The organism is Hymenobacter fastidiosus (assembly GCF_039539565.1).
Classification (GTDB): domain Bacteria; phylum Bacteroidota; class Bacteroidia; order Cytophagales; family Hymenobacteraceae; genus Hymenobacter; species Hymenobacter fastidiosus.
The window spans coordinates 118,103-131,034 of the sequence record NZ_BAABDJ010000036.1 but is presented as its reverse complement, the minus strand read 5'-3'; the positions used below and the strand labels follow the sequence as shown (position 1 = coordinate 131,034).

Sequence of the window (12,932 nt, the reverse complement as noted above, 5' to 3'; positions counted from 1 at the left end):
CTGGCACATAGGGTAGCGGGTCGGCCATTATTGCCCCGGCGAATACGTCTTTTCGGCGTGCTGCCGCACCTGCTCAGGGTAAAACAACACTTCTTTAAAGTTTTCCTCGCAGTACAAAGCCGCCTGATCGGTGAAGTGAGCCGAGCCGGGCTGGCTGCTGACCCCGCCGGCCAGCACCGACCGGGCCCTGATGCGCGGCCCAAACTCGACGACGGCAATAAAGCTGTTGCCCACGTCGCCGTAGCGCTTTTTGGTGCCGGCCCGGGAGTGGGAGCCGTAGGCCGCCAGGGAGCCCCAGGCCGAGGAGGTAAACGCCACCGGCAGGCTGGGCTGCTTATCGTCGTAGGTTTCCTCGATGCGGCCGGTGAGGCGCTGGAAGCGGTTTACCTCGCCCCAGGGCATTTTCCAGGTGCCGAAGTCGCGGGTCAGCTCGGCCTGCACCTCCGCCAGGGCCGTTAGCTTCTCCGGGGCCGTGGTATTCTTAATCGCGAAGTCGTTGAAGCTGATCTGGTTGAATACCTGGTCGGCAGCGGCGCGGGTTCGGGCCAGCTTCTGAATTTTTTCGCCCCAGTAGATGGCCAGGGTCTGGGCCACGGAGCTCTTGCCGTAGCGCCGGTCCCAGCCGCGCAGCACCGCCAGGGCCTCGGCCACGGCGGGCGTCTGGGCGCCGGCCGGGGCCGAGGCCAGCAAAGCGGGCAGCAGCTCATCGAAACCGGTCAGGTACGGGTCCTTGGCCGCCGCAATCAGCGAGTCGAGCGTGAAGCTGGCCTGGTGCTGAGTCAGCACGCGCACCGCGTTCAGGCCCCGGTAGTTTTCGGCGTCGGGGGCCATGTAGGCCGGGTATTTTGCCCGGGCCGGACTGCTGCCGGGGCCCGCCATGGTGAAGGGCGTGGAATTGCAGTTCTGAATAAAGCCGCTGGCGGGGTTGCGCACCTGCACCAGCTCATCTACCTGGTGCAGCCCGCGCCACTCGGTCCGCGGGTTGCTGCCGTCCACGGGCTGGTTCCAGTCGAAGCGCGGGTCCCGCTTGGGCATGAAGTTGCCGTGCCAGTAGGCTATGGTGCCCTTGCTGTCGGCAAAAACGGTGTTGTTCGATGCGTTGCCGTTGAGCTTCATCACCTCGCGGAAGCTGGTGTAGTCGGTGGCCTTGGTGCGCAGATACGACTGCTCCAGGGCTTCGAGCGGCGTGTCCATCATGCGCACCGTCACCCAGTGGGTATCGTCTTTCTGGCCTACTACGGGGCCGTGGTGGGTGCGGTAGGTGGTGAATTCGCGGCGCAGCATCTGGTTGTCCTTCCTGTACGCCAACGACACCGTGCCCACCTGCACCGGCCGCTGCTGCTTGCCGTAGCGGTACATCAAGTTGCCGTCCTTCTTCTCGATGGTTTCGAGATACTCATCCATCGAGTCGGCGTAGCTGGAAGTGTGCATCCAGCCGCAGTGCTGGTTGAAGCCCTGGTAGACAAAAAACTGCCCCCAGGTCACGGCCCCGTAGGCGTTGAGGCCGGCCTCGCTGGTCACCTGCACCTCGGGCCGGAAGTAGAACGACGTGTGCGGGTTGATGAGCAGCAGGGCGTGGCCCGAGGCGCTGCGGGCCGGGGCAATGGCAAACCCGTTGGAGCCCACCGGCTCCCGGTCCGGCTTGTCGAAGTCGGTGTTGATCCAGGAGCTGGATTTCTTCTGGCCGTAAAATGCCTTCAGCCGCTCCACCGATACCACGCTGATGTTGCCGCCGATGCTGCCTTCGCTGAACATGAGCGGCATCCAGGGCTGGAAGCGGCGCAGCAGCCGGGGCTGCACGGTGGGGTGGGTGTGGAGGTAGTAGTTGGTGCCGGCGGCAAAGGCGTCGAGCAGCTGCCGCATCCAGACGGGGCTTTTCTGGTAGATGCCGATGGCCTGGGTGCTGTCGAGAAACAGGCGGGCGCGCAGGTCCTCGTACAGGGCCGCTTCACCTTCTACCTCCGCCAGCCGGCCAATGGCGGTGATGTAGTTGTCCTCGACCCGGGCGAAATCGTCTTCGCACTGCACGTAGAGCAGGCCGAATACCGCGTCGGCGTCGGTCTTGCCGTAGACGTGGGGCACGCCCCAGGTGTCGCGCACGATGCTGACCTGCCGGGCCTGCTGCTGCCAGCCGGCTATTTCGGCGGCCGTGAAGGCCTGGGCCCGGGCGCTGAGGGAGGCCAGGGAAACCAGGAGGAGAACCAGAAAACGCATATTTGCCAAGGTTAAATAGTAAGACAAAACTGATCCTGATGCCGGAAATCGGAGCGGTTGGGTACTTTCGGGCGGCCGAGCACGGGGCGTCAGCTTGCCTCCCGATTCCGCATGGCAAGCTATATAAAATCCGTGGGGCACCGAATGCGGCAAATCATCCTGCCGCTGGCTGCGGCAGGTATCGGTACGGGAAGCCTGGCTGTCCGTAGTGCTGTCAGCCTAAATCCCATACTTTTAGCCCGGCCTTTTTTCGCTTGGTAGCTATTCCTTATCACCTGCTCATGCTCTCCCACAAGCACGAAATCTTTCTCGAAGTAGCGCGGCTGCTCAGCTTCACCAAGGCCAGTCAGATGCTGTTCGTGAGCCAGTCGGCGGTGAGCAAGCAGGTGAAGGCGCTGGAGGAGCACTACAAAACCGGCCTGTTTGAGCGCCTTGGCAACAGCGTGATTCTGACGCCGGCCGGCGAGCTGCTCTACCAGAAGCTGTTGCTGGCCAAACAGCTCCAGCACGAGCTGCACCAGGAATTCACGGCCCTCAGTCCCGGCTTCTCGCCCCAGGTGCACATGGTGATCGGGGCCAGCACCACCGTTTCGCTCTACGTGATTCCGCCGGTGCTGTCGGCCTACCTGAATAAGTTTCCCAACACCCAGCTGACCCTCAAAAACCGCAACAGCGAGAATATTCTCAAGGCCCTGCTCGATCATGAAATTGACCTGGGCATCATCGAAGGCCTTCACAAGGTGAGCAACGTGACCTACACGCCCCTGCTCACCGACGAGGTGGTGGCCGTCTGCTCGGTCCGTAATCCGCTCCGGAAAAAGGAGCTTAGGGCCCGGGACCTGCTCGAGGTGCCGGTGGCGCTGCGCGAAGCCGGCTCGGGCACGCTGGCAGTGCTGGAAGAAGCGCTGGCCGAAAAGCACATCAAGCTCAGCGACCTGAAAGTGAAAGTGCGTCTGGGTGGGACCGAAGCCCTCAAAAACTTCGTGCGCGTAGATACCTGCCTGGCCTTTCTGCCCCGGCAGGCCGTGATGAAGGAGCTGGCTTCGGGTGAGCTGCTGGAAGTGCGCCTGCCCGACCTGAACCTGGTGCGCCACTTCGATTTCGTGCAGCGCAAGGGTACCGAAAACAACATGCCTTACCGGGAGTTCGTCCAGTTTGCGCGGCGCTACTATGCCAAGTAGGCATAGCCTATTCCGAAACACTATTTGATTTTGGAATAGCAGGGGCGGAGTTTTGCGTTGAACTCCCGACTATGAACCCGACCCTCGAATCCGTTTCCCGCCTCCAGACGCTGCACTGCTCCGTCTGTGCCACCGCCCACTCGCCCTACTCGCTGCAGCGGGTTTCGGCGTGCTGCCACATGCCCCTGCTGGCGGCGTACGACCTGCACGAGCCGCTCGGCAAGGACAGCATCAACCCGCTTGATGGCACCATGTGGCGCTACCGGGCGCTGCTGCCGCTGCTCCACGAAGAAAATCAGGTTACTCTCGGGGAAGGTTTCACGCCGGTGCTCAACCTGAAAAGCCTCGCCGGCCGCTACAGTCTGCAGTCTTTAGTACTCAAGGACGAAGGACAGAACCCGACTGGCTCGTTCAAGGCCCGGGGGTTGAGCATGGCCATTTCCAAAGCTAAAGAGCTGGGGGTGCTGGGCTGCATCATCCCCACGGCCGGTAATGCGGGCGTGGCCCTGGCGGCCTACTGCGCCAAAGCCGGCATGCGCGCCGTGGTAGCCATGCCCCGCCACACGCCCAAAGCCTTTAAGGAAGAGTGCTACTGGTACGGGGCCGAAGTGCAGCTTATCGACGGCCTCATCAACGACTGCGCCGCCTGGGTGCGGCAGGCCAACGCCAACGGTGCGCTGCTGGACGTATCGACCCTGAAGGAGCCCTACCGCATCGAGGGCAAGAAAACCATGGGCTACGAAATTGCCGAGCAGGGCGGCTGGCAGCTGCCCGACGTGATTCTGTACCCCGCCGGGGGCGGCACCGGCCTGATTGGTATCTGGAAGGCATTTCAGGAAATGAAAGCCCTGGGCTGGCTGGCCCCCGACGCCAGGCTGCCCCGCATGGTAGCCGTGCAGGCCGCCAACTGCTGCCCGCTGATTGAAACCTACCTGGGCCGGCAGGCCAACGCGCACCACTACGTGGGCCGCCCAACGATTGCCAACGGCCTGGCCGTGCCGCGCCCCCTGGGCGAGCTGCTGATGCTGGACGTGCTGCGCGAGTCCCAGGGTACGGTCGTGAGCGTTGCCGATGCCGAAATGGTGGAGGGCATGCGCGAGCTGGCCCGGCTGGAAGGCCTGTTCGTGGCGCCCGAAGGCGGGGCCATCTGGATGGCCGCGCGGCAACTCCTGCAATCCGGCTGGCTGCAGCCCGAGGAGCGGATTCTGCTGCTGAACACGGGCTCGGCGCAGAAATACCTGGAGAACGTGGAAGGGCAATATTAAAGGGAGCTTGTAGTCGGGGCCGTAACGCGAAGTTGTCCTTCGCGGCGCCCGGAACGAGTAGGATCGGCCATCAGCAACGACTCGCGAAGTGAAACTTCGCGTTACCAGTAAGCGGTATACTGATCCGGAAACAGCGCTAAGCCGCCTTGGGCGGTAGTTGGCTTTTCTCCTCCATCACGGTCGGCACCCGCTTATTCATTACCCGAAACCAGAGCGGCGGCACCGTGGCCAGCAGCATCATGCCCGGGTAGCCGGTGGGCATCTGCGGGCTTTGGGGCTGCCGCCGTAGCGCGTGATAGGGCCGGCTGGCCTGGTAGTGGTGGTCGGAGTGGCGGGTCAGCTCGTAGAGCAGAATGCGCCCGAACGGATGCTCCGAGTTCCAGGAATGCCAGGGCTGCACCCGCTCGTAGCTGCCCGTGGCCGTGTGCCGACGCTGCAGGCCATAGTGCTCTACGTAGTTTACCAGCTGAAACAGGATGATGCCCACCGCGCAGGCCCCCAGCCACCCCAGCAGCCCAACCCATCCAAATACGGCTCCTACCACCACGAGCAGGCCGGCCTGGTAGAGCTGAAACCGCAGCATCTGGTTGCCGGCCGACCACCAGGACCGCTGCTGCTGCTGCAGCCGGCCGTGTTCCAGCCGCCAGGCTCCCTGGTATTCGCCGCTAACAGCCCGCGGTAGGAACTGAAAAAAAGGCTCGTTGAAGCGCGCCGTAGCCGGATCCAGCGGCGTAGCCACGTGGCGGTGATGCCCGCGGTTGTGCTCGATGTAGAAATGCAGATAGAACGTGCTGAGCAGCAGCAAATGAGCCATAGTGCGCTCGGCCCGGGATGCGCGGTGCCCCAGCTCATGGGCCACGTTGATGCCCAGGGTACCGCAGCAGACGCCCATGCTGAACACCATCCCGGCCTGCTCCCAGAGGGCGCGGGGTTCCTGGCTGAGCGTGTGCAGAAAAATGAGCAGCAGCGCATACTGCGTGCCTACATTCAGATAGAGCAGCCCATTGAAAAATCCCCGGCGCAGGCCGGTAACCGATTCTGCCGCCTGAGCCGCTGGGGATGTAGTAAAAACCCCTTCCAGGGCGGGAATCAGCCCAAACACATAGACCGGGGTGAGCCAGCTCCAGATGCCGCCCAGCCAGATGCCACCCAGCGCGGCCAGAGGAACGCTGTAAGCAAGAAGGTAGCGGGCGTCGCGGAGTGAGGTAGGCATAGCAGTAGGGAGTGGGAGCCGACAAGCAAGATATCCACTTCCGGGTCAATAAGGTCAAGGTAGAAAATCAGAAAGTTTTTTAGGTTGTAAAAAGCCCAGACGGTATTTAGGAGCTTGTGGGTTAAGGAGTGTTTTTGGAAGCGGATATTCGTAAATATCATTGTAAATCTATGAGAATAACCCCCTAAAAATAGGGGTAAGTATGTGAATCAAGTATCAATGTTTTATATTGACCTTAAATTTAAGAGGCAGACCAAATCAGCGCTATGACTCCTTCTACTACTCGTCGGTTCAGCTACAGCTCCCTGGCCCTGGTCGGATTGCTGGTGCTGAGTCTGGTGGCCGCTTTCGTCGAGGTGCCTCATCCCGCGGCGGGTGCCGGCACCCTCAACGGCGCGGATGTCGCCTGGATGCTGACGGCCACGGCCTTCGTGCTGATCATGACGCCGGGGCTCTCGTTTTTCTACGGGGGCATGGTGCGACCCAAAAACGTCATCTCCACCATGCTGCAAAGCTTCGTGGCCCTGGGCGTCATTTCGCTGGTGTGGTATTTCGTGGGCTTCTCGCTGGCGTATGGAACCAGCTGGCACGGGCTGATCGGCAACCCGCTCACGTTTGCCCTGCTGCGCAACGTCGGCACGGCCCCGCATCCGCTGTTGTCGCCGGGTATTCCGTTCATTCTGTTTTTCGCCTTTCAGCTCAAGTTCGCCGTCATCACCCCGGCCCTGATTACCGGCTCTTTCGCCGAGCGGGTGCGCTTCAAGGGCTATCTGGCCTTCATGGTGCTGTTTTGCCTGTTCATCTACTGCCCGCTGGCCCACTGGACGTGGCATCCCGAAGGCTTTCTGCGGCGCTGGGGCGTGCTCGACTTCGCAGGGGGCACGGTGGTGCATATTTCGGCCGGCATTGCGGCGCTGGCGGGGGCTATGGTGTTGGGCCCGCGCTCCGGCGGGGCCAACAAACAGGCTTTTTCCACGCCTAATGTGCCTTACGTGCTGTTAGGCACCGGCTTGTTATGGTTTGGCTGGTTTGGCTTCAATGCCGGCTCGGCGCTGGGTGCCAATGCGCTGGCTGCCCAAGCGTTCGTCACGACCAACCTGGCTTCGGCCGCCGCCCTCATTGCCTGGATGCTGCTGGAACTGGCCCGGGGTGGCAAGCCTACTGCTGTGGGCGCCTGCATCGGGGCCGTAGTAGGGCTGGTAGCCATTACGCCCGCGGCCGGCTACGTCAGCTACGGGCAGAGCATCCTGATTGGCGTGGTGGCCGCCCTGGTCAGCCAGGTGGCGGTGCGCTGGCAAACCCGCTATACCAACATCGACGATACGCTGGACGTATTTCCGTGCCACGGGCTGGGCGGCATCGTGGGCATGCTGCTCACGGGCGTATTCGCCGAAAAAGGCGGGCTGATTCACGGCACTGCCACGCTGCTGGGCTACCACGTGTTGGGGCTGCTGATCGTTATCGGGTACACCTTCGGCGGCTCGTGGCTGCTGCTGAAGCTTACGGATGCCTGCTTCGGGCTGCGCGTGACCACCCGCGACGAGGATCTGGGCCTGGACCTAAGCCAGCACGAGGAATCGACTTACCACATCGACGAAGAGTTTGAGCAGAGCTACCGCAAAGAGCCGGAGCCGGTAACCGCCCGGGTGTAGCAGAGCAACCGGGACTATTGGGGGAGGAAGTCAGGGCGGGCGGAAGCAATTCCGGCCGCCCTGACTTTGGGTTGCGGATGGCCGCGGCTTAGCCGTCCAGCTTGCTTAGAAAGAACGACAGCAGAAACCCCAGCACGGTAATCAGGCCGGTGAAGTTGTGGGTGGTTTCGAAGGCCTCCGGAATCATGGTGTCGGCAATCATGGCCAGCACGGCTCCGGCTGCCACGGCCGTGGTGGCGGCCACTACCTGGGGCGGAAACTGGCTGAACACGGAGTAGCCCAGCAGCGCCGCCACCCCCGACACGAGCATTATGCCACCCCAGAGCAGAAAAACGTACCGGGCCGGGCGCCCCGCCTTTCTCATGCCCGCCGCGCTGGACAGGCCTTCCGGCAGGTTGGAGAGAAAAATGGCGACTACAGCCACCACGCTGACGGTCCCGCCCGCCAGCAGACTCAGCCCGATAACGATGCTTTCGGGAATACCATCCAGCAGGGCGCCGATGGCCAGCGCCATGCCGTTGTCGGCGCCGGGTTCGGTAGCCTGCTGGCCACCTTCCTGAACTTTCTCCCGCTCCACGCGCTGATGGTCGCCGGACCGCTTGCGGTGCTTGGCTCCCTGGCGGGCCAGCAGCCAGTTGGCCAGCGTGTAGGCCGCCGCGCCGCCCACAAAGCCCAGCGCCGTCGCGTTGAAACCGCCTTTGTGGTAGGCTTCCTCCATCAGCTCCAGCGAAAGCGTGGAAATCAACACGCCGCTGCCGAATGCCATGGTGGCCGCTATCAGCCGTTGGGGTACGTGGGCGTAGTAGCCCAGCACGGCCCCGATCAACAGGGCGGAGCCCGAAACCAGGCCCCAGAAGCCGGCCAGGGCCCAGGTAGGAAAGATCATGCGGCAGGAGGGAAAGACCCGGAAAGGAAAGGTCGGATAAAGCAAAAGGGAGCAGGGACCCGGTATACGGCCCGGCGGCACCGGCTTACTCCGGCCGGCTGGCCGGCTGGTCGATAGCCTGATGCCGGGCCAGCACGGCCTGCAGCCGGGCGGCGTCCAGGGTTTCGAGCTGCACTTTCTTGAACGGCGCGGTGTGGCCGGTCAGCAGCGTGATGCTGGATTTGCTGACGGCAAATACATCGGCCAGATACGCCAGCAGGCAGGCATTAGCCTTACCATCCTGGGCCGGGGCTTGCAGGCGTATCGTTACGCGGCCATCGGCCGCTACCAGCAGCTGGTTGGCCCGCGCGCCGGGCCGGGCTTTCAGGTGCAGAATGGCCGCCACTGGCCCTACGCCGGGTCGTTGTAGGCGTCGTACACGTTCCAGGCCCAGATAACGAAAGGCACGATGATGGTCCAGACCAGCAGAAAGCCCACCACGCCGCCGACGGCCCAGATGAGAAAGGCCTTGATGATCTGGCCTTTAATGAGCTGCCCCAGACCAGGGATAAAAAAGGAAAGCAGGGCCGGTACGCCGTAAGTTGGTTTCATAGCAAAGGGAGGTTGAAGGGCGAAGTTAAGCAGATCCTTGACTTGGGTAAGCCGCCGGCGCGGCCTGCCCCAGCCGCGCCAGCCCGAACGGGCACTGGTCGAGCACCACGCACCGCCCGCAGGCCGGGGAGTGAAAGTAGCAGCACTTCTGCCCGTGAAACATGAAGGCCTCGTGGTGGTCGTACACCTGCTGGGCGTCCCAGCCGGGCGGGAGCAGGGCCTCCAGCTGCGCGTGGGCGGCGTCGGGGCCGGTTTTGGGGCCGATCAGGGCCAGCCGCTGCGCCACGCGGTGGTGGTGGCTGTCGACGGGCATGGCCGGAATGCGCAGGGTGCTGAAGAGCAGGGTGGCGGCGCTGGTCTTGGGGCCGACGCCCGGCAGGGATTCCAGCCAGGCCCGCGCGTCGGCAACCGGCTGGTCGGCCAGAAAATCCAGGGTGCAGGGGCCGCCGCAGCGGGTACTGATTTCGCGCAGCACAGCCTGCAGGCGGGGCGCTTTCTGCTCGGGCCAGGTGCAGGAGCTGATGGCGGCTTCCACGTCGGCCACGGGCGCGTCGCGCACCTCATCCCAGGTCGGAAACCGCGCCCGCAGCTGCTGGTAGGCCCGGTGCGAATCGGCATTCCTGGTCCGGTGCGAGAGCAAAGCACTGATCAATTCACTCAGCGCGTCCTTGTCGCTGAAAAAGCGGAATGGTGCCCCGTAGTGGGTGCAAAACCGCTCGTGAGCCACCAGCGCCCGGGTTCGACGGGTCGCAACATCGGCCAGGACAGGAGTAGGGGAGGCAGGCATGGTAGCGCCTTACGCAACTCTGCCCGCCCCGGGTTGCGACCGCAGCGGCGGGTAGCAAAGCGTGCGGTTCCCGATCCGCAGCGGTTCCCCGGCCAGGGCTTATTTCAGCAGCTTTTCCAGCAGGCTGATGCTGTCTACCATATCGACGCTGGTTTCGAAGTCCAGGGGTTTCATGATGTAGCCCTGCACGCCCAGGTTCTGGGCATTGAGCCGGTCCACATCCATCGAAGAGGTGGTGATGATGAACACCGGAATGTCCCGCAGGTAGTCGTCGTTACGGATTTCGACCAGAAACTCGTGCCCGTTCATCTTGGGCATATTCAGATCCAGCAGAATCACTTCGGGCAGCGGGCTGATAGCTTCGGCTCCGTTGCGGCCCAGGAGCAGGTCCAGCGCCTCCAGGCCGTTGAAGGCCGTGTAGAGCTTGTGCTGAACACTGAATTTCTCAAAGGACTTCTGCACGGTCATCGTGTCAAAAAAGTCGTCTTCAACCAGTAGGACGGAGCGCATAGGGGGCAGTTAGAACATAAAAGAATAGCTGGCGGGCCCGGCACGCAACAAGCCACAACCCGCAGGTCAGGCCACCAGCTGGTAATCGGCCGGCAATTTAGGCCAAGTAAAGATGAATGTCGCACCCTGGCCCGTTTCCGAGCGGACGCGAATCGAGCCTTTTTGCTCGTCGATGATTTTTTTGACGATGCTCAGCCCGATACCGGTGCTTTCGGCCGTATTCCGGTCGCGCAGAGTCTGAAACATCAGAAAGATTTTCTCGTGGTACTCCGGCGCGATGCCCGGCCCATCGTCGGCGACGGTAAACTCGTAGTCCTGCCTGTTTTCCCGGCACCGCACCGTGATGGTGCCCGCGCCCTGGTGGTGGTACTTCACGGCGTTGCTGAACAGGTTGGTGAACACCTGCTGCAGGCTGAGCCGGTCGGTGAAGAAAACCGGCAGCGTATCCGGCAGGTCTACTTTGAACTCGGCGGGCACCACCATCTCGGTTACTTCATTCACCAGGTGCCCCACGTTGGTTTCCTCCACCTTCTGCTCGGTACGCCCGATGCGGGCATAGGCCAGCAGGCCGTTGATCAGGTCTTCCAGCCGGGTCAGCCGGCCCTTCATCATATCCAGGTACTGGCGCATCTGCGGGCTGAGTTCCGTGGTCAGCTCGTCTTCGATCCACTTCACGATGGTCGTTACGCCCCGGAGCGGCGCTTTCAGGTCGTGGGAGGCCACGTAGGCAAACTGGTCGAGCTCCTTGTTGCGGTTTTCCAAGGCCCCGAAGCTTTCATCCAGCCGCTGCGTCATGCGGTTGAGCAGGTTGGCCAGGTTGCCCAGGCTGTCTTTTTCCTGGTCCCGGATCTTGACCTTATAGTCGCCGTCGAGCACCTGCCCGGCCAGCCGCTCCACAATTTCGATGCGGCGCGTCGTCTCCTCGTTAGTCAGCGCCAGGGTCTGCCGCAGCTGCTCATTAGCGGCTATTTCCCCCGATATTTTTTGGAAGAGCCACAGCGTAATTAAAATGGCCAGCACGGCCGAAACGATAATAGTGACGGGGGCAATGGTTTCGTAGAGGCTCTGCTGCTGGTTGCGCAGCGCCAGTAGTTGCAGCTCATGGGCTTTGATGCGCTCAAACATCCCCCGAATGGCACGCATACTCAACCGGCCGGTATCCAGAATCGTGCGGATTGAGGAAGCCGTGAGGGCGCGCTGCGGCGTGATAAGCCGTTGCATGTTCTGGTACTTCTGCCGGACCAGCACCCGCATGGAGTCCAGGCGCTGGATCTGGGCGGGATTGTCGGCAATGAGCTCCGAAACCCGGACAAAGCCTTCCTCAACCTGCCGTCGGGAGGGGGCGTAGTTTTGCAGATAAGCCGTGTCGGCCGTAAGCAGGTAGCCGCGTACCTGCGATTCCGACTCACGGACCCGGGAGGTGATCTGCTCGGCTTCCTGCAGCACCTGGTAGGTGTGCTCCACCGAGCGGGTCTGCACGGCCAGCTGGCGGATGCTGAGGAAGGAGATAATGGCGGTGAGCAGCAGCACTCCCGCCGCTACGGCAAAGCCCAGCAGAATTTTCGTGTTGAGTTGTAAGCGCATCGCCCGTAAACGTACGGCGTTCCGCTCGTATACCCTATCTGGCTCCGGGGCCGGATAGGGTCGGCCCCGGCCGCCTGCGTATCTTCGGCCTCGTTTTCGACTTTCTCCGCCATGCCTGCCGCCGACCTCATCACCAGCCCGCAAAACCCGCGCATCAAAAACCTGCTCCGCCTGCAGCAAAAGTCGGCCGAGCGCCGCGAGCAGGACCTGACCATTATCGAAGGCCACCGCGAGCTGACCATTGCCCACCAGGCCGGCGTAGTGGTGCAGACGCTGTTCGTGTGTTCCGAGCTGGCCGGCGCAGCACACTTACGGGAGCTGGAGGCTATGTTCGCCACCGGGCCGGAGTGGGTTGCGGTGTCCAAAGCCGTGTTCGAGAAAGTAGCTTACCGCGAAGGGTCCGATGGCGTACTGGCCCTGGTGCGGCCGCCGCGGCGCCGGCTGCAGGATCTGCAGCTCCCGGCCAACCCGCTGCTGCTGGTGCTGGAGGCCGTGGAAAAGCCCGGCAACCTGGGGGCCATTCTGCGCACCGCCGATGCCGCCCGGGCCGACGCCGTGATTATCTGCGACCCGCGCACCGACCTCTACAACCCGAACGCCATCCGGGCCAGTATCGGCTGCAGCTTCACGGTGCCCACCGTGGCCACTACCCGCGCCGAGCTGCTCGACTGGTGCCAGCAGCACGGCATCCGCACCTATGCCGCGGCCCTCACCGACCACGCCCGGCCCTACACCGAATTCGATTTCCGGGGCCCTACCGCCTTCGTGATGGGCACTGAAGCCGATGGGCTCACGCCGGAGCTGCGCGAAGCCTGCTCCGCCACTATCATCATTCCCATGCGCGGGGCCATCGACTCGCTCAACGTGAGCACCGCTACGGCTATTCTCACGTTTGAGGCGGTGCGGCAGCGGCAGTAACGGCCGCAGCGCCCGGGCCGCCGCCGGACTCCCGCCACATCGGGTTACCATCGCCGGCCGCCAACCTACCGTGCCAATAGGGGAGCAGAATGGGAGACTATGTAACTGATGTTACGCCGCCTCCCGGGAGT

At 62.9% G+C, this 12,932-nt stretch carries 12 protein-coding genes; 4 read left to right on the top strand and 8 right to left on the bottom strand.

The window, feature by feature from the left end:
- Window positions 1-27 precede the first annotated feature (27 nt).
- Complete coding sequence (locus ABD833_RS16090) at window positions 28-2,214, bottom strand: penicillin acylase family protein (RefSeq protein WP_345074361.1); 2,187 nt, start codon at window positions 2,212-2,214, stop codon at window positions 28-30.
- A gap of 281 nt (window positions 2,215-2,495) precedes the next feature.
- Here ABD833_RS16090 and ABD833_RS16085 point away from each other — a divergent pair, with 281 nt between their 5' ends.
- Window positions 2,496-3,395, top strand: a complete 900-nt coding sequence (locus tag ABD833_RS16085; protein ID WP_345074359.1) for a LysR family transcriptional regulator — start codon at window positions 2,496-2,498, stop codon at window positions 3,393-3,395.
- A gap of 71 nt (window positions 3,396-3,466) precedes the next feature.
- Window positions 3,467-4,660, top strand: a complete 1,194-nt coding sequence (locus tag ABD833_RS16080; protein ID WP_345074358.1) for a threonine synthase — start codon at window positions 3,467-3,469, stop codon at window positions 4,658-4,660.
- Between the two features lie 136 nt (window positions 4,661-4,796).
- Here ABD833_RS16080 and ABD833_RS16075 read toward each other — a convergent pair whose 3' ends face one another.
- Window positions 4,797-5,873, bottom strand: a complete 1,077-nt coding sequence (locus ABD833_RS16075; protein WP_345074357.1) for an alkane 1-monooxygenase — start codon at window positions 5,871-5,873, stop codon at window positions 4,797-4,799.
- 266 nt (window positions 5,874-6,139) lie between these two features.
- On the opposite strand from ABD833_RS16075, the gene ABD833_RS16070 reads away from it, so the two are divergent.
- Complete coding sequence (locus ABD833_RS16070; protein WP_345074356.1) at window positions 6,140-7,525, top strand: ammonium transporter; 1,386 nt, start codon at window positions 6,140-6,142, stop codon at window positions 7,523-7,525.
- A gap of 88 nt (window positions 7,526-7,613) precedes the next feature.
- On the opposite strand, the gene ABD833_RS16065 is transcribed toward ABD833_RS16070, so the two are convergent.
- The 6 genes from ABD833_RS16065 to ABD833_RS16040 form a co-directional block, all read right to left on the bottom strand.
- Window positions 7,614-8,411, bottom strand: a complete 798-nt coding sequence (locus ABD833_RS16065; protein WP_345074354.1) for a ZIP family metal transporter — start codon at window positions 8,409-8,411, stop codon at window positions 7,614-7,616.
- An 85-nt stretch (window positions 8,412-8,496) separates the two neighbouring features.
- Window positions 8,497-8,796 carry a DUF167 domain-containing protein gene (locus ABD833_RS16060; RefSeq protein WP_345074353.1) on the bottom strand — a complete coding sequence of 100 codons (300 nt, stop codon included), beginning with the start codon at window positions 8,794-8,796 and terminating at the stop codon, window positions 8,497-8,499.
- Between the two features lie 5 nt (window positions 8,797-8,801).
- The gene (locus ABD833_RS16055; RefSeq protein ID WP_345074351.1) at window positions 8,802-9,002 is read right to left on the bottom strand and encodes a hypothetical protein; all 201 of its coding nucleotides are present in this window, start codon (window positions 9,000-9,002) and stop codon (window positions 8,802-8,804) included.
- A gap of 25 nt (window positions 9,003-9,027) precedes the next feature.
- Window positions 9,028-9,789 (bottom strand): endonuclease III domain-containing protein, encoded by a 762-nt coding sequence (locus ABD833_RS16050; protein ID WP_345074350.1) that lies wholly within the window; start codon window positions 9,787-9,789, stop codon window positions 9,028-9,030.
- A 99-nt stretch (window positions 9,790-9,888) separates the two neighbouring features.
- Complete coding sequence (locus ABD833_RS16045; RefSeq protein ID WP_345074348.1) at window positions 9,889-10,299, bottom strand: response regulator; 411 nt, start codon at window positions 10,297-10,299, stop codon at window positions 9,889-9,891.
- Window positions 10,300-10,365: 66 nt separating this feature from the next.
- Complete coding sequence (locus ABD833_RS16040; RefSeq protein ID WP_345074347.1) at window positions 10,366-11,883, bottom strand: sensor histidine kinase; 1,518 nt, start codon at window positions 11,881-11,883, stop codon at window positions 10,366-10,368.
- A 111-nt stretch (window positions 11,884-11,994) separates the two neighbouring features.
- On the opposite strand from ABD833_RS16040, the gene ABD833_RS16035 reads away from it, so the two are divergent.
- Window positions 11,995-12,801 (top strand): TrmH family RNA methyltransferase, encoded by an 807-nt coding sequence (locus ABD833_RS16035; RefSeq protein WP_345074346.1) that lies wholly within the window; start codon window positions 11,995-11,997, stop codon window positions 12,799-12,801.
- Window positions 12,802-12,932: the final 131 nt, after the last annotated feature.

Excerpts from the sequence above, each read along its gene's own strand:
- ABD833_RS16065 (WP_345074354.1), bottom strand. The coding sequence starts at position 8,411 with ATGATCTTTCCTACCTGGGCCCTGGCCGGCTTCTGGGGCCTGGTTTCG.
- ABD833_RS16070 (WP_345074356.1), top strand. The coding sequence starts at position 6,140 with ATGACTCCTTCTACTACTCGTCGGTTCAGCTACAGCTCCCTGGCCCTG.
- ABD833_RS16055 (WP_345074351.1), bottom strand. The coding sequence starts at position 9,002 with ATGAAACCAACTTACGGCGTACCGGCCCTGCTTTCCTTTTTTATCCCT.
- ABD833_RS16045 (WP_345074348.1), bottom strand. The coding sequence starts at position 10,299 with ATGCGCTCCGTCCTACTGGTTGAAGACGACTTTTTTGACACGATGACC.
- ABD833_RS16085 (WP_345074359.1), top strand. The coding sequence starts at position 2,496 with ATGCTCTCCCACAAGCACGAAATCTTTCTCGAAGTAGCGCGGCTGCTC.
- ABD833_RS16050 (WP_345074350.1), bottom strand. The coding sequence starts at position 9,789 with ATGCCTGCCTCCCCTACTCCTGTCCTGGCCGATGTTGCGACCCGTCGA.
- ABD833_RS16080 (WP_345074358.1), top strand. The coding sequence starts at position 3,467 with ATGAACCCGACCCTCGAATCCGTTTCCCGCCTCCAGACGCTGCACTGC.
- ABD833_RS16040 (WP_345074347.1), bottom strand. The coding sequence starts at position 11,883 with ATGCGCTTACAACTCAACACGAAAATTCTGCTGGGCTTTGCCGTAGCG.
- ABD833_RS16035 (WP_345074346.1), top strand. The coding sequence starts at position 11,995 with ATGCCTGCCGCCGACCTCATCACCAGCCCGCAAAACCCGCGCATCAAA.
- ABD833_RS16090 (WP_345074361.1), bottom strand. The coding sequence starts at position 2,214 with ATGCGTTTTCTGGTTCTCCTCCTGGTTTCCCTGGCCTCCCTCAGCGCC.
- ABD833_RS16075 (WP_345074357.1), bottom strand. The coding sequence starts at position 5,873 with ATGCCTACCTCACTCCGCGACGCCCGCTACCTTCTTGCTTACAGCGTT.